Here is an 18,583-nt window from a genome sequence, read left to right on the forward strand (position 1 = left end):
GATGTTAATAGGCAATGTAAAAATCGATACAAATGTGGCTCTTGCGCCAATGGCAGGTGTTACGGATTTGCCTTATAGACTCCTAAGTAAGGAGATGGGCTGTGGCTATCTTGTAACTGAGATGGTGAGCGCGAAAGCCATTTTATATAATAATAAAAATACAGATGAGCTGATGGTTATGGACAAGAGTGAGCATCCTATTGCAATTCAGCTTTTTGGCTCAGACCCAGATATTATGGCGGAGATGAGTTTGAAAATTGCAGAGGAGAAAAAGCCTGACATTATTGATGTGAATATGGGTTGTCCTGTACCAAAGGTAGTTAATAACGGTGAGGGTTCATCCCTTATGAAAAATCCTAAGCTTGTAGAGGAGATTGTTACAGTAATGGCTAAGAAATGTCCGATTCCTGTGACTTTCAAAATCAGAACAGGCTTTGATGATACTTGTATCAATGCCCCAGAAATTGCCCACATCATTGAAGAGTGTGGGGGTGCGGCTGTAGCAGTTCATGGTAGAACTAGAGCTCAGTACTATTCCGGCAAGGCAGATTGGAGCGTTATTAAGGCTGTTAAGGATAGAGTATCCATTCCTGTTTGGGGAAATGGAGACGTGGTATCTGGGCCTAGTGCTAAGAAAATGCTTGAAGAGACCGGTTGTGATGGTGTAATGATTGGTAGAGCAGCAAGAGGTAATCCTTGGATTTTTAAAGAGATAAAGACTTATCTTGAAACAGGTGAGATAATCCCTAAGCCAAGTTATGATGAAATCTGCGATATGATAATTAAACATGCCACAAGTCTGTGCGAGTATAAGGGCGAGTTTACAGGAATTAGAGAGATGCGTAAACATTTTGCCTGGTATACAGCTGGAATTAAGCATGCAGCGTACTTAAGAAATGAGGCTAATCATGTGACTAGTCTTGATGCAATGGTTGAACTTGTAGAGAAAATGAGAAAAGAGATAATTGCTTAATCTTAGAGCCTACAAAGTTAGGTTATAGGCTATGTGATTGACAATGAGAATAGCATAGTTTATAATGTTGTGACGAGCTTTGGGATAGGAGCCAATAAATATTAATTTTGTGATTACGAAAGGTGAGAACTATGGCAGAGAAACAGTTACTTACAAAAAAAGGATATGAAGAGAGAGTAGCATTACTCGAAGAATTAAAGGTTGTTAGAAGAAAAGAAGTTGCTCAGAAGCTTAAGGAAGCTAGAGAACAGGGCGATTTATCAGAGAATGCTGAATATGATGCAGCAAAGGATGAGCAAAGAGATATCGAAGCTCAGATCGCAGAACTCGAAGAGATTCTTAGTAACGCTGAAGTAATTCAGGATGATACTAAGGGTGGTAAGAAGGTAGTTAAGCTTGAAAGTGAAGTTACACTTCAGGATGTTGATTACCCAGAAGACGGAGATATTGTTTATACAATAGTTGGTTCTTCTGAAGCAGATTCATTAAACAATAAGATTTCTAATGAATCACCTCTTGGTTCAGCTCTTATGGGACAGAAGGTTGGTGCAACAGTTAAGGTTGCAGCTCCTGTTGGTGAGATTGAATACAAGATTGTTGCAGTAAAGAACAACTAATTACTATTTACTAAATGCTAATTAAGCTGAATTTAATTGCTGTCTTCTCTGATAGGAGAGGACAGCATGTTTTCGGTTAATATATAAATTTATAAAGGAGAGTAACCATGGCAGATAATAGTCAGAATAAGGGCGAACAGCAGCAGGACTTAAACCAGTTAGTAAAGGTTCGTCATGAAAAGTTAGCCAATTTACAGGCAGAAGGAAAGGATCCTTTTCAGATTACTAAATTTGATCAGACACATCACACAGATGAAGTAAAGAGTCTTTATGAAGAACATGAAAAGGAAATTTTAAAAGATTATACAGAGCCTGAACTTGTTGAACCTGCAGAAGGTGCAGACAATGAGACAATCAGTGCTTATCGCCAGGCAAAGAAAGAAGCATATAATGCACGTCGTGCCTTACTTGATGCACAGCCAATTAATGTTTCTATCGCTGGTAGAATGCTTTTCAAGCGTGTCATGGGTAAAGCTTCTTTTGCTAATATTCAGGATTTAAAGGGTAAGATTCAGGTTTATGTATCTAAGGATGCATTAGGCGATGAAGCTTATGCTGATTTTAAGAAGTCAGATATCGGTGATATTTACGGCGTTAAGGGATACATTTTCAGAACTATGACTGGAGAAGTTTCTATTCACGCTACAGAGATGACACTTTTATCTAAGTCACTTCAGATTCTACCAGAGAAGTTCCACGGACTTACAGATACAGATACAATTTATCGTCAGAGATATCTTGATTTAATTATGAACGAAGATTCAAGAGCAGTATTTGTTAAGCGTTCTAAGATTATTAGAGAAATCAGAAACTTCCTTGCTGATAGAGATTTCATGGAAGTAGAGACACCTATGCTTGTTCACAACGCTGGTGGTGCTGCTGCTAGACCATTTGAAACTCACTATAACTCACTTGATGAAGATGTTAAGCTTCGTATTTCTCTTGAGCTTTACCTAAAGAGACTTATTGTTGGTGGCTTAGAGAGAGTATTCGAAATCGGTAGAGTATTTAGAAATGAAGGTGTTGATACACGTCACAACCCTGAATTTACTCTTATGGAGTTATATCAGGCATATACAGATTACGAAGGTATGATGGAACTTACAGAGTCTATGTTCCGTTACTTAGCTGAGAAGGTTTGTGGAACAACTAAGATCACATACCAGGGTAAGGAAATCGACCTTGGCAAGCCATTTGCAAGAATGACTATGACAGAAGCTGTAAAGAAGTATGCTGGTGTTGATTTTGATGAAGTTGCTGATGATGAGGCAGCTAAGGCTTTAGCTACTGAAAGAGGAATTGAATTTGAAGAATTCCATAAGAAGGGTGATATCCTTAACTTATTCTTCGAGGAATATGTTGAAGAGAACTTAATTCAGCCTACATTCATTACAGATCATCCAATTGAGATTTCTCCATTAACTAAGAAGAAGCCTACAGATCCTTCTAAGGTAGAGCGTTTCGAGCTCTTCTGTAATACATGGGAAATGTGTAATGCATATTCAGAATTAAATGATCCTATTGATCAGCGTGAACGTTTCGCAGCTCAGGATGCTAATGCAGCAGCTGGTGATGACGAAGCTGAACATACTGATGAGGACTTCTTAAATGCCCTTGAAATCGGTATGCCACCTACAGGCGGTATCGGTTATGGTATTGATAGATTAACAATGCTCTTAACAGATAGCCCAGCTATTAGAGATGTACTTCTCTTCCCTACACTTAAGAGCCAGAACCCAACAAAGTCTAGCTCATCTTCAGCTAATAATAATAACGGTTTCTTTACACCAAACAAGCAGATTGACTTTAGCAATGTAGCTGTTGAGCCATTATTTGAAGAAGATGTTGATTTTGATACATTTAGCAAGTCAGACTTTAGAGCAGTTAAGGTTAAGGCTTGTGTAGCAGTTCCAAAGTCTAAGAAGTTATTACAGTTTACATTAGATGATGGTACAGGCACAGATAGAACAATCCTTTCTGGTATTCACGCTTACTATGAACCAGAGGAACTTGTTGGAAAGACACTTGTAGCTATTACAAATCTTCCACCAAGAAAGATGATGGGTATTGAATCATGCGGCATGTTATTATCAGCTGTTAATAACCTTAAGAATTCAGAGGATGAAGAACTTCACCTTCTTATGATTGATAACCACATTCCAGCTGGTGCTAAGTTATACTAGAATAAAAAAATAATATAAAAGTAAATTTAAACCGACTTTTAAAGTTAGATATATAATCTAATTTTAAAGGTCGGTTTTTTTATTGAAGTTTTTAGTGATATAATTCTAGTTGTTAAAGCTAATCCTTGTGGGAATTTAAATTAATGGATAGCCTACTCATAAGTTGGAGGAAAATATGAATAAGACAGAGGAAAAAAGAGGAAGAGAAAAAGAAACTGTAACAGAAATGATAAGATTTTATTGTAAGAAAAATCATAAAAAGCATAATGATGAATTATGCCCTGAATGTAAAAGTCTATTAAATTACGCAATTTCACGTGTTAATAACTGTCCTTTTATGGAGACGAAGACTTTCTGTAGCAATTGTAAAGTGCATTGCTATAAGCCTGAAATGCGTGAAAAGATACGAATTGTAATGCGTTATTCAGGACCTAGAATGCTTTTTGTTCATCCTGTTATGTGTCTAAAACATCTTATAGAAAGTAAAAAGGAAAAGAAAAGACTTAAGCTTTCAGCATAATTGGTTTTATAAAATTAATGCTAGAGCCAGTAATTAACTAATATTCTTAGTTCTTTTCTTTATAGCATATGAAAGAAATATTGAAGTGTTATAATGGGGCATGAAAAATACATTTACAAGAATTAGTTGTTAAAGGAGGATTTCATGAGTTTTAAGACTTCTAAGGTAGTTGTAGTGGGTGCAGGAAATGTAGGCGCTAATACAGCATATAGTATAATAAATCAGGGCATATGTGGAGAGGTTGTTTTAATTGATGTTAATAAGGAAAAGGCTTATGCTGAAGCACTTGATATGCAGCATGCAATGTATTTCCTTAATAGAAATATTAATATTCATGCAGGAGATTATGGTGAGTGTAAGGATGCAGATATTGTAATTATTACAGCTGCAGCACCAATGCCTAAGGATAGCAATAGTAGACTTGAGATGTTAGCTCCAAGTATGAACATTATAAAATCCATTGTAACATCTGTAATGGAGAGTGGATTTAATGGTATCTTTATTGTAGTTTCTAATCCTGTGGACATTATGACATATTATGTACAGAAATTATCAAAGCTTCCAGCAAATCACGTTATAGGCTCAGGTACAGCCCTTGATACAGCAAGAGTTTGCTGTAAATTAGCACAGACTTATGACCTAGATGCTAAGAGTGTTGAGGCTTTTGTTATTGGAGAGCATGGAGATACAGAAACAATGGCATGGGAAAGCGCCACTATTGGCGGTAAGCATTTAGCTGATGTATTATCAGATAATAGCGAAAGATCTAGCGATATTACTAAGGAAAAATTACTTGATTGGTCTAAGAAGAGCGGTTGGGAAATCTTTACAAGAAAGGGAAATACTTGCTATGGTATTGCAGCTTCAACAACTGCTATTGTTAAGTCTATTCTCTTTAATGAGAACAGAATCCTACCTGTATCAGTAAAGTTAAATGGTGAATATGGAATTAAGGATTTATACTTTAGCGTACCAACAATACTTAATGCAGATGGTGCTAAAGAAATTGTAGAAATTAGACTTCGTGATGAAGAAGCTAAGGAATTGGCTCATTCAGCTGAAGTTATAAGAAGCTTTTACAAGGACCTAAATATTTAAAATCTAAAATTCTTGCAGGTTTTGGCTTTAAATAGCTAACTTGCAAGAATTTTGTTTTTAATGTATAATGTGTAAACGCGTTTGTACGCTAAAGTGGTTATGTAGTAAATGATGTAAATCGATAGTATTATATTTTCAAATTGGTTTAATAATAGTCTTATTCTGATTTTGATTAAGAGTTGCATTTGCAAAGATTAGAATAAGTTATTACTAAATAAAAACAAGGAAGGAGATATGGTGCGAGTTGGTTATGCATCATATGTAAAGTATGAAAGAGAAAAAACTTGGGCTCATGGCCCTAATCTTGATGATTTTCACATCAGTCTATGGATTTAATAACATCCCTAGATCTTATTATCTAATGGGATATGCAGCAATTCCTTGGTTTGTAGTTGCAGGTATCTTATTTTTCATTCCTTTTGCCTTTATGGTGGCAGAATTTGGTTCAACTTTCAGAGAAGAAAAAGGTGGTATGTACTCATGGATGTGTAAGTCCGTAGGACCTAAGTACGCATTTATCGGTACATTTATGTGGTACACATCTTATGTATTATGGATGGTTAATGTATCTTCTGGTATTTGGGTACCAGTATCTAACGTAATTTTTGGTAAGGATTGCACAAGCGAATGGTCTTTATTTGGTATTGATTTATTATCAGGTACAAGATTACTTGGTGTAATGGCAGTAATTTTCTTTATCTTAATCACATACTTTGTAACAAAGGGTATTGATAAGATTAGTAAGGTTACATCAATTGGTGGTACAGCAGTTCTTACAATTAACATTTTAGTAGTTGTAGGTTCTATCGTAATGATCATTGCTCGTCATGGTCAGTTAGAGCAGCCTTTTGCTGGCTTAGAGTCACTTAAGACTCCACTTAATGCAGCATATCAGGGTAGCCCAATTATGATTTTATCATTTATTGTATATGCATTATTTGCATACGGCGGAATTGAAGCTGTAGGTGGACTTGTTGATAAGACAGAAAATCCTAAGAAAAACTTCCCTAAGGGAATTATTACAGCAGCTATGGTAATCGTAGTTGGTTATGCACTTCTTATTATGTTAGTAGGTTCATTTACTAACTATAATGAAATTCTTGGTTCTGACTCAATTACACTTGGTAACGTATCATATGTAATTATGTCAAACTTTGCAGCAGCATTTGGTAAGGCATTTGGTATGTCAGTAGGAACTCAGGCTTTACTTGCTAACATTTTTGCTAGAGTATATGCATTTATTATGTTACTTGCCCTTTTAGGTGCTTTATTTACACTTGTTTATTCAACAATCAAGCAGATTATCGATGGTACTCCTAAGGAATTATGGCCTGGTAAGATGGGTGTTGTTGATGAAGACGGTATGCCAAGACATGCTATGTGGATTCAGTGTGTAATCGTATGTGCATTAATCCTCTTAGTATCCTTTGGTGGTGACAATATGCAGCAGTTCTTCTTAATCTTAACTGCAATGGTTAACGTAGGTATGACAGTACCATATATGTTCATCTCATTTGCATTCCCTGCATTCAAGAAGTTAAAGAATGTAGATAGAAGTTTCGAAGTTTACAAGTCACAGAAATCAGCTAATTTCTGGGGATATTTAGTAACAATCACACTTCTTTTAGCAAATGTATTCGCTATCATCCAGCCAGCTATTGACGGTGATTATTTAACAACATTCTGGTCACTTAGTGGTCCAGTAATCTTTGGTATCGTTGCTTGGATTATGTATACTCGCTACGAGAAGAAGATGGCAAAGAATTCAGATACAGTATCAGCTAACGTTAAAGAAGACGAAGCTAATGCTGATGCATAATTTAAGAATATAGATCTTTATGATTTAGAGATAGAGGCGTTATCGAAAGGCTTTAGGCCCGGTAGATAGCGCCTTTTCTTTTATGAAAATGTATCTATGCCGGTTATCTCTAATAAATTTTTTAGAATTTAAGCCTTGAAATATTAGTAAAAAGTGATATTATAAATATATACATTGTACGCAATAAGAATGTATGCAATTTAAATTAAAAGGAGATTATTTTATGAAGTATGCAGTAAGATATTATACTAGAACAGGTAATACTAAGAGAATGGCAGAAGCAATGGCTAAGGAATTAGGAGTAGAGGCTCTTCCAATATCAGAACCTGTAAAAGAAGCAGTAGATTATTTATTTTTAGGAAATTCATACTATGCATTTAACATAGATCCTGAGGTAAAGAAATTTATTTCAACATTATCTAAGGATAAGGTAGGAAAGATTGTAAACTTTGGTTCAGCAGCTATGTTAAACTCAACTTATAAGAAAGTTAAGGCAGAAGCTGATAAGGTTGGCGTAGCAATGGATACTAAGGAATTCCACTGCAAAGGCGAATTTAAGGGAATCCACAAGGGTAGACCTAATGCCAATGATATTATTGCTGCAGTAGATTTCGTAAGACAGTATAAGTAAAAGACTCAAATAAATAATTAATGATTCAAAAAAAGCCGTGAACATGTTAATGTTCACGGCTTTTTTATAGTCGGGGTGACAGGATTCGAACCTGCGACCTCTTGATCCCAAATCAAGCGCTCTAGCCAAGCTGAGCCACACCCCGTAAGTGTGCTTATTTACTGTTTTAGCGACGTTTAATAGAATACCATATTTGAGGATAAAGTCAAGGGGATTTTGAGGAATTTCTGGCATTTTTTAGCTGTAGAATTAATTGTATTGATATTAAATATATACTATAATTAATATAGTTTAAGGAAAGAGCGTGATCAATATGAATAAACACTTTAAAATGCTAGTAATCATAGGGCTTTTTGTCCCTAATTTAGTAGCTTGTAAGGGAGAAGTGGACTCTGAAGGAGTAAACGAGGAGCTAGCTTACAATTTAAATTTTCAAGAGATGAAAAAAGAACAAGTGGATTTAATGCACCTTAATAGGGAGGGCGAAAGGCATAACTATGCCTTGAATCGTCAGGCAAAGGAATTAGCGCTAGAAGCACAAACTAAAGAGGAAGAAACAACAGAGGCTACAACAAAAGCAAGTGAAAATGCTTATTTAGCTAATAATACAATTACACCTGCTGAAGAAACAGTAGCAGTTCAAGAAAGTACAGTGGAGGAGACTAAAGATTTCGTAAGCTATTTAAATATTGCATCTACAACTAATCAGTTGTTAGTAGTATCTGCAAGTGGCTCAAGAGCTGAAGTTTCACTTCATAATAAGGATGCCTCTGGAAATTGGCAGCAGATTCTAGTATGTAATGGCTACGTAGGTTCTGCAGGAGTAGGCGAAACCGCAGAGGGAATGAAAAAGACCCCAAGTGGAGTCTATGATTTTACCTTTGCTTTTGGAAATGCAGCAAATCCGGGAGCCCTACTTTCCTACACCCAATGTGATGACAGCTACTACTGGGTGGATGATGTAAACTCTGCATATTACAACAAATTTGTCACAACTAATGAGGTGACCCCAGATTGGACAAGTGCTGAGCACATTTCTGAAGTAGCTGTTTATAGCTACGTTTTGGCCTTTAATTACAATGCAAGTTGCATCCCAGGCAAAGGCTCTGCCTTCTTTGTTCATGTAAGCAATGGACGAGCAACAGCAGGATGCATAGCGGTGCCTGAGGAAAATATGCTTACAATTATAAGAAACGTGGGCCCGGGCTGTAAGATTCTAATTGATAATAAGGAGAATATAGGGGGATATTAATGCTAAATATTCCTAATTTGATTCATATAAACATATGGAATAGGCATAGCTATCAATAAGGTTAGTTTTTATTGTAAAGCTTTTACCTGGGTTAAGTGTATTAATATGCTTTATCTCTTTTGATAGTCCCGTACCGATACATTTAAAATATGCTTCTTTTCTAGTCCAAACAATACAGAAAGCTAGATCTTTGTTTCTAGCTTTCTGTATATAGTCAATTTCTAAAGGATGAAAGCAATTATAGATTATTGCATTATCATAATGTCTTATTTTTTCAATATCTACGCCAATAAGCTTTTCCGATATTCCAAGAAAAATATAATCTTCAGAGTGAGATAGATTAAACTTTATCTTATTATCATTTGATAAAAAGGGTTTCCCATATTTTCCAATTTTAAATTTTAAATCTGTATTTTTGCATTTATAAATTCGCATCAAAGTGAGTCTAATAAGAATACTAGAATAAAGAGAACGAATTCTATCTTTATCTTGTCTATAATTTAAAATTTTGTTTTGTCTTTCATCTGAAAGATGTGTCAAAAGAAGAGTTTCCGTTTTAGACCATTGTTTAGTTTCGCATTTACATAAATAAAAAATAGTTTCCATTTCTTAATATTATTACACTGAGAAAATAAAATAAAGTTATTTAATTGATAAAAAATATCAATAATAAAATTAAAATAAAAATGCTGACATTTTTTATTGACAAATAGGTTAGGAACGTCTAACATATTTGAGGAAACTAACTGGAGGTAGTTGCATGAAACTCAAGAAACAAAAGTATAATTTTGAAAATCTAGATCAGTTTTTGAGTATCATAATGGATACTGAGTTAGCCGACCTATATTATCCAAGCGGAAAATTCTTGGAAAAGGAATTAGAAGAAGCAAAGAATATCGATGAGATATATTTGATTAAAGATGAAGATATCAATGAAGATATTGGTGTACTTTGGTTTAATAAAAAAGGAATTTTCCATGCTTTTCCTTATTTGCATTTAATTGTTGTTAAAAAGGAATTTCAAGCTAAAGGTTATGGTAGAGCTTTGTTAGAACTATTTGAAAAAGAAGCTCTTGAAGATAATGGCAAATCATTAATTAAGAACAAAGTGTTTTTATTAGTTAATGAGAAGAATGAAAAAGCTACTAAGCTGTATGTGGGACAAGGTTATAAAAAACAAGGAGAATTAAAAGGATTATATAGGAAAGAATTAAAAGAATATCTTATGGGAAAAGAGTTAAAAAGATATGAAGGAAGTATTTAATTTTAGCGGTAAAAATGTATTAATAACTGGAGCAGGTTCAGGAATAGGAAGAGCATTGGCTATCGCAATGATAGAAGCTGGTGCAAAAGTTTGCATAGTAGGTAGGCGAATAGAAAAGTTAGAAGAAACAAAAAATCTAATGCCTTGTAATAATGAACAATGCTATTGCTATTCGGCTGATATAACAAAAAAAGCTGAAGTAGATGCTTTATTATATTTTTTAAAAGAAAACCTTGGAGAGGTTGATGTTCTAATTAATTGCGCAGGTCTTGCTAATCCATTATCTGTTGAAGAGTCCTTAACTGATGAATGGAGTAAACAGATAGATACAAATTTAAATGCTACTGCGTATATTTCAGGTCAAGTTATCCCTAATATGAAGAAAAATAAATATGGAAGAATAATAAACATAGCATCTGTTAATGCCTTAGTGGCATCAAAAACCCTTGCGAGACATGCTTATAATGCATCAAAAGCAGGTGTGTGTGGCCTTACAAGAGGTATGTCATCAACATATGCTAAGGATGGAATTACAGTAAATGCAGTATGCCCAGGTTTATTTGAATCCGAGATGACAAAAGACATTATGGAAAATAAGGTAGTGGTTGCTACATATAATAAACAGATTCCTATAGCAAGATTTGGAAAACTTGAAGAAGTAGTTTATCCAATAATGTTTCTTGCATCGGATATAGCTTCTTACATAACAGGGCAGTGTATAGCTATTGATGGAGGAATGACAACTTCAAGTTATATTTAGAAGTTTATAGTCAAGTATAAATAAAAAGAGAGGAAAATTATGGTTAAGTTATTTTGCATTCCAGGTGGAGCAGCTTCTGCAACAGCATATCTTCCTTGGATGAAGTTATTAGACAAAAGAATAAAGCTTTGTCTATTAGAAGTGCCAGGAAGAGGCCTAAGACGAAAAGAACAGTCGCTAGATAACATGGAAGCAGTTGCAGATGATTTATTAAGAAATCTCCAAAGTCAGCTAGAAGAAGGAGATGACTATATGATTTTAGGTTATTGTTTTGGTGCAGTAGCAGGTTATGAATTATATAGAAGAATAAAAGCCTCAGGTATGAAGCTTCCATTTAGAGTGTATTTTTGTGCAAGTGATCCACCAGATGGAAATACTTATAAGACTTCTATTTTTTCAGATAGAAATAGAGAAGAAGAACTACAAGAAACTTTAAAGAGATATTTTCATCCTGCTTTATTTAGGAGTCAGGAAGAAATGGAAGAGTTTGTAAGAAAGTTTACTAGCATTTGTTATAAGAATTATGAAACAGCTGGGAAAATTTTGGAAATCACTCCACAGGAACTCTTTGAGGATTATGAAAATAATAAAGAAATCTATTTTGATCGTTGTAAGGCATTGGAATTTGCTAATCATACAATGGATCTTTTAGACATAGATCAAAAAATAGTTCAAAAGTATCAAGGTCAGAAAAATGATTATTTCAAAATCGAATCAGACATGACAGTTTTTGCAGGAAACAGAGATACAATGACTCTCTTATCAGAAGTTAAGGGCTGGGAAAGAGTTAGTGGAAAACAGTTTGATTTAGAGGTAATTGATGGAGGCCATTTGATTCTAATAGATGGTTATCAAAATTGCATACCAATCATAAATAGAATCGTAGAAAATTATGAAAAGAAGGTAAGTTAAAGATATCTATGAAGATGTTTTGTTTTTGTCATGCAGGAGGTATGTCGACTTACTATTCCTTTTTAAAGCCTCAGAGTTTAAAGGGAATAGATGAGGTGTACTTATTTGAATATCCAGGCCGAGGTAGAAAATGTAAAAAAGAAGGATATAAAAGCTTTGACGAATGTGTAGAAGATGCATGTAAACAGATTGTTAAGGCAAATGTAAAAACAAAAGAATTTGTATTATTTGGACATAGTATGGGAGCATTTGTTGCTTATGAGACAGCTTGCCGACTTCAAAAGGAATACAATTTATATCCTTATCACGTTTTTATTTCAGGTCAAAAGCCACCAATAAGAGTGGTTAAGGGACACTATGAAAACTGTGAAAAGCATGGGATGGAATTCTTAAAAGAACTAGGTGGAGTTCCGGATATTATTTTGGAAAACGATGAAATAGCTAAGTATTTTCTTGATATTTGCATAAAAGATTTAAGAGTGTTGCAAAGCTATGTTCCCCATAAGGCTTTTGAAGAAAATTTACCTGCCTACGGAAGTATAATTTGTGGAGATCATGATGCTGAGGTTTCGGTAGAAGAACTTAAGGATTGGAAGCCATATTTTAAAAACAAACCAACAATAAAAGTGGTGGAAGGTAGTCATTTTTATCTGCATGATAAACAAAAGGATTTAATTAGCTTTATAAATAATGAACTAGAACTAGGGTGTATTTAGAAAGAGGAAGTTATGGAAAGAAGTATCATTAAAGGAATGGGTATGTATTTACCAGAGCAGACATTTACAAGCGAAGAGATTGAGGAAAGAGCAGGTTATGATAAGTTCAAGATAAAAAAGGGACTTGTAAGAATGCTAACTGGCTGTGAAAGTAGACACTATGTAAGAGATAATGAGCATTCATCAGATCTAGCTGCAAGAGCTGGTGAGATGGCTCTTAAAGATGCAGGTCTTGAAAGTTCAGATATTGATGCGGTTTTATTTTGTTCAATTACACAGGATTTTGCAGAACCAGCTACAGTCAATGTTGTAATGGATAAGTTGAATATAAGAAATGCTTATTCTTTTGATATTAAGAATGCTTGTAATGCATTTATTAGTGGCGTAGATGTGGCAGATGCTCTTATTAAAGCAGGTAAGGCTGAAAATGTATTGGTTGTATCGGGCGAAGCACTATCCCGCTGGACAAAGTTTGATTATGACGATAAAGAAGAATTGTTAAAAAGAGCTCCTGCAGCCCTTAGCGTAGGTGATGGAGGCGGAAGCTTTGTAGTAAGTAAAGCAACTAGTGTAGATAAAGATAGAGGTATTGTAAATTCAAGATTCCATACAATGCCAGAGGTTTGGAATAACAATGTAATTTGGGGTGGTGGCGTTGTTTACCCTAAGGATGCTAGTAAGCTCTATATTCCAGGTACAACAAAGGCATTAATTGATATGCATCAGGAAGTATCAAAAAATTACATTCCTCCAGTTATGAAAAACAGTGGTTGGAAAACAGAGGATATAGATTGTGTATTAGTAAGTCAGGTTGCAAAGTGGATTACTAAGAATATTAGAAACATTATAGGTGTAGAGAAAGAAATAATGCCTGAAATAGTTGAAACTATGGGAAATATGGGCGCAGCTAATATACCTATTATGGCTTGCGAAGCTAGAAGACTTGGAATTTTAAGAGAAGGGAGTAAGACTTTGCTTTTAGGTGGTGCAGTGGGCGCTAACATGGGAGTAATGTCAGTGGTGATGTAATGATAACATTAGAGGCTTTATATAGAGATGTGGTTTGTGGATTTCCATCTGATTATCCCTTCCTAGAGTACTACGAGGGAGATGATAAGAAGGTTCTTTATAGAGAAGATTTTGAAAAGAAGACTAAGGCAATTGCAGCAGTTCTTGAAAAGAAATTAGGAGTGTTAAAAAAAGGCAGCTTTATTGGAATTAAGCATGCAACTCATCCTTTTTGGTTTGCAACACTTTATGCCTTAGGTATGTGCGGCTTTAATGTAATGTTTTTGGATGAAAATGCTAATGAAACCGTTTTAAATAACTGCATAAAGATGGGAAATCTAGCAGCCGTAATTGGTAAGGAGAAGGAAGCGTGCTTGATTCCAACTATAAACTTTGAAGAGCTTGTAAAGGCTAATGAGGGAGAACCTCAAAACAAGATTTGGGGTGAGATGATTTGTCTTTGCACTTCAGGAACTACAGGCATTTGCAAAAGCGTAGTTTTTAAAGCAGAAACAATAACTAGAATTCAGAGAGTTTTAAGAGCAACACTTCTTGGACATCTTTATAGCTTAGATAGCTGCTATGAGCTTGGAATAGACAAGATGAAGGTATTAGCTACTCTTCCAATGAGACATATCTTTGGATTTGAGGTTCCATCTATTTACTGGGGTTTTGGTTGTACTTTAGTTTTCCCTAAAAACCAAGGTGTTCTTGAGCTTGTAAGAGTTATTAAGGAAGATAACATTTGGATGACATATGGTGTTCCTGCTCTTTGGAAGACAATTTTTAATGTTTATAAAAATAGTACTGAAGAAATTAATCAAAAAACTTTTGAAGAATTTTTTGGTAAGTCCTTTAAGAATGGTCTTATAGGTGGTGCTAAATTTGATGAAGATATGAAGCCATTCCTTGCTAAGGTAGGCTTTAAGATGGGAAATACCTATGGACAAACTGAAACTGGTGGAGCAATTAGCTTAGGATATCTAACTGAACCAAAATCCATGAATGGTTTAGCTGGTTACTCAGGACAGCTATTTAATGGACATAAGGCAGGAGTGATTAATGCCAATGGTGAGTGGGTAGCTAGCGGTAAGGGTGAACTTGCTGTTGCTGGTTTAAATATTTATGACGGATTTCTAAAGGATGGCAAATATTATAGTAGAGAAGCTGAGTATGGAAAGCTTCAGCGTACAGGAGATATGTTCTTTATAGAGGGAGATGATTATTACTGCATGGGTAGAGCAGATAATATGATCATTAACGATGCAGGAGAGAATATTTATGTTGAAGAACTAGAGGAAGATTTTTCATTTTTAAAGAATAAGACAAAGCAATATGCAACAGTAGGAGTTAATAATAAACCAATTCTTGTAATTTATGGACATGATGAGAAGGATGAAAGTTTATTAAAAGAGATTGTAAATGTTAATAAGAAGCTTCCACATTACAAGAGAGTTGAGAATGCTTACTTAGTTAATAAGCAATTGCCAGTAACATCAAAAAATGAAGTTGATCGAAAGGCAATTGAGGAGACACTTAGATTAAGAATGAAGGCTGATAAGGAAAGTGTTAGAAAATATAACTTAAGAAGCCTAAGCAAATTTGTAAGTTAGAGGTGTAAAAATGGACGTATTAGAAATTAAAAAAACAATTAAAGAAACACTAAGAGGCATGATGGAGGATAAGAATATTGAAATCGGAGATGATGATTTCTTTTATGAAGATCTTGGCGCAGATAGCATTATGATCGTTCAGGTTTTCTTAACATGTCAGGAAAAGTTTGGAGTAACTTTAGCAGATGAGTTAAATCTTATGGAGCCAGTGTCAGTTAATAGTATGACAGATTTAGTTTTGAGTAAGTTACAGGAGAAGGCAAGCTAAATGGAAAAGGAATGGGAAAAGGAAACTTTAATTAGATTGTTTAATAAGACCTGTGAGAATTTTCCAGACCGATTGGCAGCTGTAGATGCTAGTAATCGATTAAGCTATGGGGAATTAAAGGGGAAGGTAGATTACCTTTCTGCAAGCTTTAAAAGAATGGGATTGAAAAAAAGAGACATCGTAATGGTTCAAATAGCTAACTCGGTTATGTTTGAAATAGTTATATTTTCTCTTTTTAAAATAGGTGCCGTTCCAATTTTAATATTGCCAGCTCATAAAGAGCATGTAATTGATGCAATCATAGATAGGGCAAAGCCAAAGTTTTATATTACCATGAATGATTTTTATGGCGTGGATTATAAAAAAATAGCAGATAAAATGGCAATTAAATATCCTTTCCTTGAGGAAGTATTAACAGTAATGGATTTAGAGGAAATTCTAGAAAAGCCTAAGGATGCTTTAGGGGAAAATGTTGATGTTTTACTAGAGGAAGCTAATACATTTGAAGAAGTAAGTCCTAAAGACTTAGCAATTCTAGAACTTTCTGGTGGTACAACAGGAATTCCAAAGTTAATTCCAAGATATCATGGAGAATACAGCTATAATGCCATTTCTAGTGCAAAACATTGTGCAATGGATAGCGATGTAGTTAATTTATCAGCTATTCCCGTGTCACATAATTTTGCCTTTGGCACACCGGGCATGATTGGAACTGTTTATGTAGCTGGTTTAAATGTTTATTGTGAATACCCAAGTCCGATGGAAATATTTGATTGTATTGAAAAAGAAAAGGTAACAATGATTAGTTTAGTGCCTTCAGTTGTAAATTTATGTGTTCAATATAGGCAACTTGATGATAGCAATGATTTATCTTCTTTAAAATATGTTTTGGTAGGAGGAGCATCTTTTACAAGTAATCAGGCTAAAGCTTGTGAAAAATGTTTTGAGTCAACTTTGATTCAAGTTTATGGAATGACAGAGGGAATGACATTTTTAACAAGTATAGATGCTCCGGATGAAGTTAGATTCTTTACACAGGGTAAACCATGTGCAAAAGAAGATGAGTTTAGAATTGTAGACGAAAACTTTGAGGAACTAGCAGATGGAGAAGAAGGAGAAGTAGTTGTTAAAGGCCCATATACCATAAAGGAGTATTATAAAAATCCTATAGAAACTAGAGATAGTTTTTACAAAGGATTTTATAGACCAGGTGATAAGGGGAAAAAAGATAAATATGGAAACATAATTATCACAGGTAGAGCAAAAGAAATGATTAATAGAGCAGGTGAAAAGATTATGCCATCTGAAGTTGAAAAATATTTTATTTGCTTACCAAAAGTAAAACAGTGTGCAGCTGTTGGCAAAAAGGATGACTTATTAGGTCAGGCAATTTGTGTTTTCTATGAAAGTAGTGAAGAGCTATCAATGACCAGTGTAAGGAAATTCTTTAAAGAGAGTAATGTAGAAGATTATTGCATTCCAGACAAGATTGTAAGGGTAGAAAATTGGCCACTTACAGCAGTTGGAAAAATTGATAAGTCTAAGCTATGAAAGTGAATAATAATGGAAAATTTTAGTTTATCAGATTTACAAAAATCATATTTAGTAGGTAGAAAATTAAAGAATAATCTAGGCGGAGTTCCTTGTCATGCTTATTTTGAATTTGAAGGAGAAAAGCTAGATTTAGAGCGCTTTAAAAAAGCATGGGCAGCAGTTAGAAAGAATCATTTAATGATTCATTCTTGTCTTTTAGAAGATGGAGAAATAAGAGAAGATAAGGTTATGGATAAAAGCCTTTTTGTATTTAATTTATCTAAATTAGAAGACATAAAGATAGAAGAAGTGCTTATGGATTGTCGAGAAAACATATCTCATAGAGCTATGGATCTAAAAAGAGGACAATCTATTGGTTGTGAATTATTTTTATTAAAGAATGAAAAAATAAGAATATGTTTTGATGTTGACCTAGTGTGTACAGACGTAAATGGAATTCAAGAAATTTTAAATGAACTTGGCTATCGCTATGTAAATAAAGATTTTCGCCTTAGGACTTATAAATTAAATAAGCAAAATGATGAAACTTTGCCTAGTCAAAATTTGATTAAACAAGATACTAAGATTCCTTATGGGGATAATGCAACAAGTCTATATAGTTGTAAGTACTCTTCTTTTGATTACAAATTTAATAAAGAAGAGTATGAAAGCTTAAAGAAAATTTTTGGTCGGGACTTATTTGCAACTATGCTTTCGACATTATGGCAGGCAAGTAATCGTGAAGAACTGCTAGTAAATGTTCCATATTTTATGCAATGTAAGGAAGGTTATGACTACGTAGCAGATAATACTAAAATTTTCTGGATGAGAATAGATAAAGATTGTGCAAGTGCTAAGTCTATAGAAGAAACTGTAAAAAAGAGACTTAGTGAAGATAGAAAAGATTATAAGTTAGAAAATGGCTTAGTTCCTTTAGTCTTTTCTTATAACCAAAATGGAATCTTTTTAAATGAAGAATTTGTAAATAACATAGGTAAATTAACATATATGATATCTCAAACTCCTAATGTTTGCTTGGATGTTCAGTTATTTAATATGCTTGATGGATTATTAATAAGTTTCGTTTATCCAAAAGAAATTAATGGAATAGACAATATAAAAACCTGGTTTGAGAATTATATAAAAAGGATACAGGAGTTAATAGAAAAGTAAAGGAGAAAAAAATGGAGACAGAGACAAGTAAAATTTTAACAGAAATGTTCATAGATAATTTTAATTTAGATGAAGCTAAGGAAGATATACATTTTCTTGAACTTGGAGCAAAGTCAATTGATGTAATGAAATTACAAATCGCTATTAAGAAAAAATTTGGCGTAAAGATAGATTTTAAAACTTTATATGGACTTGGAACTATAAATGCAATTGCTGAGTATGTTAACAAAAGTGTTGCTTAGG

19 protein-coding genes and 1 tRNA gene are annotated in these 18,583 nt (G+C 34.2%); 18 read left to right on the forward strand and 2 right to left on the reverse strand.

Annotated features, from left to right (window positions below; all coding sequences use genetic code 11):
- Position 1: 1 nt before the first annotated feature.
- The 7 genes from dusB (at position 2) to BLQ66_RS01315 (ending at position 7,841) form a co-directional block, all read left to right on the forward strand.
- The gene (gene dusB / locus BLQ66_RS01285; RefSeq protein WP_074520557.1) at positions 2 to 973 is read left to right on the forward strand and encodes a tRNA dihydrouridine synthase DusB; all 972 of its coding nucleotides are present in this window, start codon (positions 2 to 4) and stop codon (positions 971 to 973) included.
- 131 nt (positions 974 to 1,104) lie between these two features.
- A complete protein-coding gene (greA, locus tag BLQ66_RS01290; RefSeq protein WP_074520558.1) occupies positions 1,105 to 1,590 on the forward strand; it encodes a transcription elongation factor GreA in 486 nt (161 codons plus the stop codon).
- Positions 1,591 to 1,697: 107 nt separating this feature from the next.
- Entirely contained in the window at positions 1,698 to 3,773 is a 2,076-nt protein-coding gene (gene lysS / locus BLQ66_RS01295; protein WP_074520559.1) for a lysine--tRNA ligase, read from the forward strand.
- 175 nt (positions 3,774 to 3,948) lie between these two features.
- Positions 3,949 to 4,293 carry a nitrous oxide-stimulated promoter family protein gene (locus tag BLQ66_RS01300; protein WP_074520560.1) on the forward strand — a complete coding sequence of 115 codons (345 nt, stop codon included), beginning with the start codon at positions 3,949 to 3,951 and terminating at the stop codon, positions 4,291 to 4,293.
- Between the two features lie 144 nt (positions 4,294 to 4,437).
- The gene (locus BLQ66_RS01305) at positions 4,438 to 5,391 is read left to right on the forward strand and encodes an L-lactate dehydrogenase (protein ID WP_074520561.1); all 954 of its coding nucleotides are present in this window, start codon (positions 4,438 to 4,440) and stop codon (positions 5,389 to 5,391) included.
- 268 nt (positions 5,392 to 5,659) lie between these two features.
- The gene (gene yjeM / locus BLQ66_RS01310; protein ID WP_074520562.1) at positions 5,660 to 7,210 is read left to right on the forward strand and encodes a glutamate/gamma-aminobutyrate family transporter YjeM; all 1,551 of its coding nucleotides are present in this window, start codon (positions 5,660 to 5,662) and stop codon (positions 7,208 to 7,210) included.
- 223 nt (positions 7,211 to 7,433) lie between these two features.
- Positions 7,434 to 7,841: a flavodoxin family protein gene (locus BLQ66_RS01315; RefSeq protein ID WP_074520563.1), complete on the forward strand. Its 408-nt coding sequence runs from the start codon at positions 7,434 to 7,436 to the stop codon at positions 7,839 to 7,841.
- Between the two features lie 70 nt (positions 7,842 to 7,911).
- Here BLQ66_RS01315 and BLQ66_RS01320 read toward each other — a convergent pair.
- Positions 7,912 to 7,986: transfer RNA gene (locus BLQ66_RS01320), tRNA-Pro, on the reverse strand.
- A 168-nt stretch (positions 7,987 to 8,154) separates the two neighbouring features.
- Between BLQ66_RS01320 and BLQ66_RS01325 the strand changes: the two genes are divergently transcribed.
- A complete protein-coding gene (locus tag BLQ66_RS01325; protein ID WP_074520564.1) occupies positions 8,155 to 9,093 on the forward strand; it encodes a L,D-transpeptidase family protein in 939 nt (312 codons plus the stop codon).
- A 12-nt stretch (positions 9,094 to 9,105) separates the two neighbouring features.
- Here the strand turns inward: BLQ66_RS01325 and BLQ66_RS01330 are convergent, their stop codons facing one another.
- Positions 9,106 to 9,699 carry a 4'-phosphopantetheinyl transferase family protein gene (locus BLQ66_RS01330; protein ID WP_083330218.1) on the reverse strand — a complete coding sequence of 198 codons (594 nt, stop codon included), beginning with the start codon at positions 9,697 to 9,699 and terminating at the stop codon, positions 9,106 to 9,108.
- Positions 9,700 to 9,853: 154 nt separating this feature from the next.
- On the opposite strand from BLQ66_RS01330, the gene BLQ66_RS01335 reads away from it, so the two are divergent.
- The 10 genes from BLQ66_RS01335 to BLQ66_RS01380 are packed head-to-tail and all read left to right on the forward strand — an operon-like array spanning position 9,854 to position 18,582.
- Positions 9,854 to 10,357, forward strand: a complete 504-nt coding sequence (locus BLQ66_RS01335; RefSeq protein WP_074520566.1) for a GNAT family N-acetyltransferase — start codon at positions 9,854 to 9,856, stop codon at positions 10,355 to 10,357.
- Complete coding sequence (locus BLQ66_RS01340) at positions 10,341 to 11,117, forward strand: SDR family NAD(P)-dependent oxidoreductase (RefSeq protein ID WP_074520567.1); 777 nt, start codon at positions 10,341 to 10,343, stop codon at positions 11,115 to 11,117. The genes BLQ66_RS01335 and BLQ66_RS01340 overlap by 17 nt, the downstream gene beginning before the upstream one ends.
- A gap of 39 nt (positions 11,118 to 11,156) precedes the next feature.
- Positions 11,157 to 12,029, forward strand: coding sequence for a thioesterase II family protein (locus BLQ66_RS01345; RefSeq protein ID WP_074520568.1), 873 nt, complete (start codon positions 11,157 to 11,159; stop codon positions 12,027 to 12,029).
- Between the two features lie 8 nt (positions 12,030 to 12,037).
- Positions 12,038 to 12,745 carry a thioesterase II family protein gene (locus BLQ66_RS01350; RefSeq protein ID WP_074520569.1) on the forward strand — a complete coding sequence of 236 codons (708 nt, stop codon included), beginning with the start codon at positions 12,038 to 12,040 and terminating at the stop codon, positions 12,743 to 12,745.
- 12 nt (positions 12,746 to 12,757) lie between these two features.
- Positions 12,758 to 13,774, forward strand: a complete 1,017-nt coding sequence (locus BLQ66_RS01355) for a 3-oxoacyl-ACP synthase III family protein (RefSeq protein ID WP_074520570.1) — start codon at positions 12,758 to 12,760, stop codon at positions 13,772 to 13,774.
- On the forward strand, positions 13,774 to 15,366 hold the full coding sequence (locus BLQ66_RS01360; RefSeq protein ID WP_074520571.1) for an AMP-binding protein: 1,593 nt from the start codon (positions 13,774 to 13,776) through the stop codon (positions 15,364 to 15,366). The genes BLQ66_RS01355 and BLQ66_RS01360 overlap by 1 nt, the downstream gene beginning before the upstream one ends.
- Positions 15,367 to 15,376: 10 nt before the next feature.
- The gene (locus tag BLQ66_RS01365) at positions 15,377 to 15,634 is read left to right on the forward strand and encodes an acyl carrier protein (RefSeq protein WP_074520572.1); all 258 of its coding nucleotides are present in this window, start codon (positions 15,377 to 15,379) and stop codon (positions 15,632 to 15,634) included.
- Positions 15,635 to 17,185, forward strand: coding sequence for an AMP-binding protein (locus BLQ66_RS01370; protein ID WP_074520573.1), 1,551 nt, complete (start codon positions 15,635 to 15,637; stop codon positions 17,183 to 17,185).
- A gap of 12 nt (positions 17,186 to 17,197) precedes the next feature.
- Positions 17,198 to 18,340 (forward strand): condensation domain-containing protein, encoded by a 1,143-nt coding sequence (locus BLQ66_RS01375; protein ID WP_074520574.1) that lies wholly within the window; start codon positions 17,198 to 17,200, stop codon positions 18,338 to 18,340.
- An 11-nt stretch (positions 18,341 to 18,351) separates the two neighbouring features.
- On the forward strand, positions 18,352 to 18,582 hold the full coding sequence (locus BLQ66_RS01380; protein ID WP_074520575.1) for an acyl carrier protein: 231 nt from the start codon (positions 18,352 to 18,354) through the stop codon (positions 18,580 to 18,582).
- Position 18,583 lies beyond the last annotated feature (1 nt).

This window comes from Lachnospira pectinoschiza, assembly GCF_900103815.1.
In the GTDB taxonomy this organism is placed as follows: Bacteria; Bacillota; Clostridia; order Lachnospirales; family Lachnospiraceae; genus Lachnospira; species Lachnospira pectinoschiza_B.

What these genes read in the sequence shown, in the direction of transcription:
- dusB (WP_074520557.1), top strand. Translation starts at nt 2, where the DNA reads ATGTTAATAGGCAATGTAAAAATCGATACAAATGTGGCTCTTGCGCCA.
- greA (WP_074520558.1), top strand. Translation starts at nt 1,105, where the DNA reads ATGGCAGAGAAACAGTTACTTACAAAAAAAGGATATGAAGAGAGAGTA.
- lysS (WP_074520559.1), top strand. Translation starts at nt 1,698, where the DNA reads ATGGCAGATAATAGTCAGAATAAGGGCGAACAGCAGCAGGACTTAAAC.
- BLQ66_RS01300 (WP_074520560.1), top strand. Translation starts at nt 3,949, where the DNA reads ATGAATAAGACAGAGGAAAAAAGAGGAAGAGAAAAAGAAACTGTAACA.
- BLQ66_RS01305 (WP_074520561.1), top strand. Translation starts at nt 4,438, where the DNA reads ATGAGTTTTAAGACTTCTAAGGTAGTTGTAGTGGGTGCAGGAAATGTA.
- yjeM (WP_074520562.1), top strand. Translation starts at nt 5,660, where the DNA reads ATGAAAGAGAAAAAACTTGGGCTCATGGCCCTAATCTTGATGATTTTC.
- BLQ66_RS01315 (WP_074520563.1), top strand. Translation starts at nt 7,434, where the DNA reads ATGAAGTATGCAGTAAGATATTATACTAGAACAGGTAATACTAAGAGA.
- BLQ66_RS01325 (WP_074520564.1), top strand. Translation starts at nt 8,155, where the DNA reads ATGAATAAACACTTTAAAATGCTAGTAATCATAGGGCTTTTTGTCCCT.
- BLQ66_RS01330 (WP_083330218.1), bottom strand. Translation starts at nt 9,699, where the DNA reads ATGGAAACTATTTTTTATTTATGTAAATGCGAAACTAAACAATGGTCT.
- BLQ66_RS01335 (WP_074520566.1), top strand. Translation starts at nt 9,854, where the DNA reads ATGAAACTCAAGAAACAAAAGTATAATTTTGAAAATCTAGATCAGTTT.
- BLQ66_RS01340 (WP_074520567.1), top strand. Translation starts at nt 10,341, where the DNA reads ATGAAGGAAGTATTTAATTTTAGCGGTAAAAATGTATTAATAACTGGA.
- BLQ66_RS01345 (WP_074520568.1), top strand. Translation starts at nt 11,157, where the DNA reads ATGGTTAAGTTATTTTGCATTCCAGGTGGAGCAGCTTCTGCAACAGCA.
- BLQ66_RS01350 (WP_074520569.1), top strand. Translation starts at nt 12,038, where the DNA reads ATGAAGATGTTTTGTTTTTGTCATGCAGGAGGTATGTCGACTTACTAT.
- BLQ66_RS01355 (WP_074520570.1), top strand. Translation starts at nt 12,758, where the DNA reads ATGGAAAGAAGTATCATTAAAGGAATGGGTATGTATTTACCAGAGCAG.
- BLQ66_RS01360 (WP_074520571.1), top strand. Translation starts at nt 13,774, where the DNA reads ATGATAACATTAGAGGCTTTATATAGAGATGTGGTTTGTGGATTTCCA.
- BLQ66_RS01365 (WP_074520572.1), top strand. Translation starts at nt 15,377, where the DNA reads ATGGACGTATTAGAAATTAAAAAAACAATTAAAGAAACACTAAGAGGC.
- BLQ66_RS01370 (WP_074520573.1), top strand. Translation starts at nt 15,635, where the DNA reads ATGGAAAAGGAATGGGAAAAGGAAACTTTAATTAGATTGTTTAATAAG.
- BLQ66_RS01375 (WP_074520574.1), top strand. Translation starts at nt 17,198, where the DNA reads ATGGAAAATTTTAGTTTATCAGATTTACAAAAATCATATTTAGTAGGT.
- BLQ66_RS01380 (WP_074520575.1), top strand. Translation starts at nt 18,352, where the DNA reads ATGGAGACAGAGACAAGTAAAATTTTAACAGAAATGTTCATAGATAAT.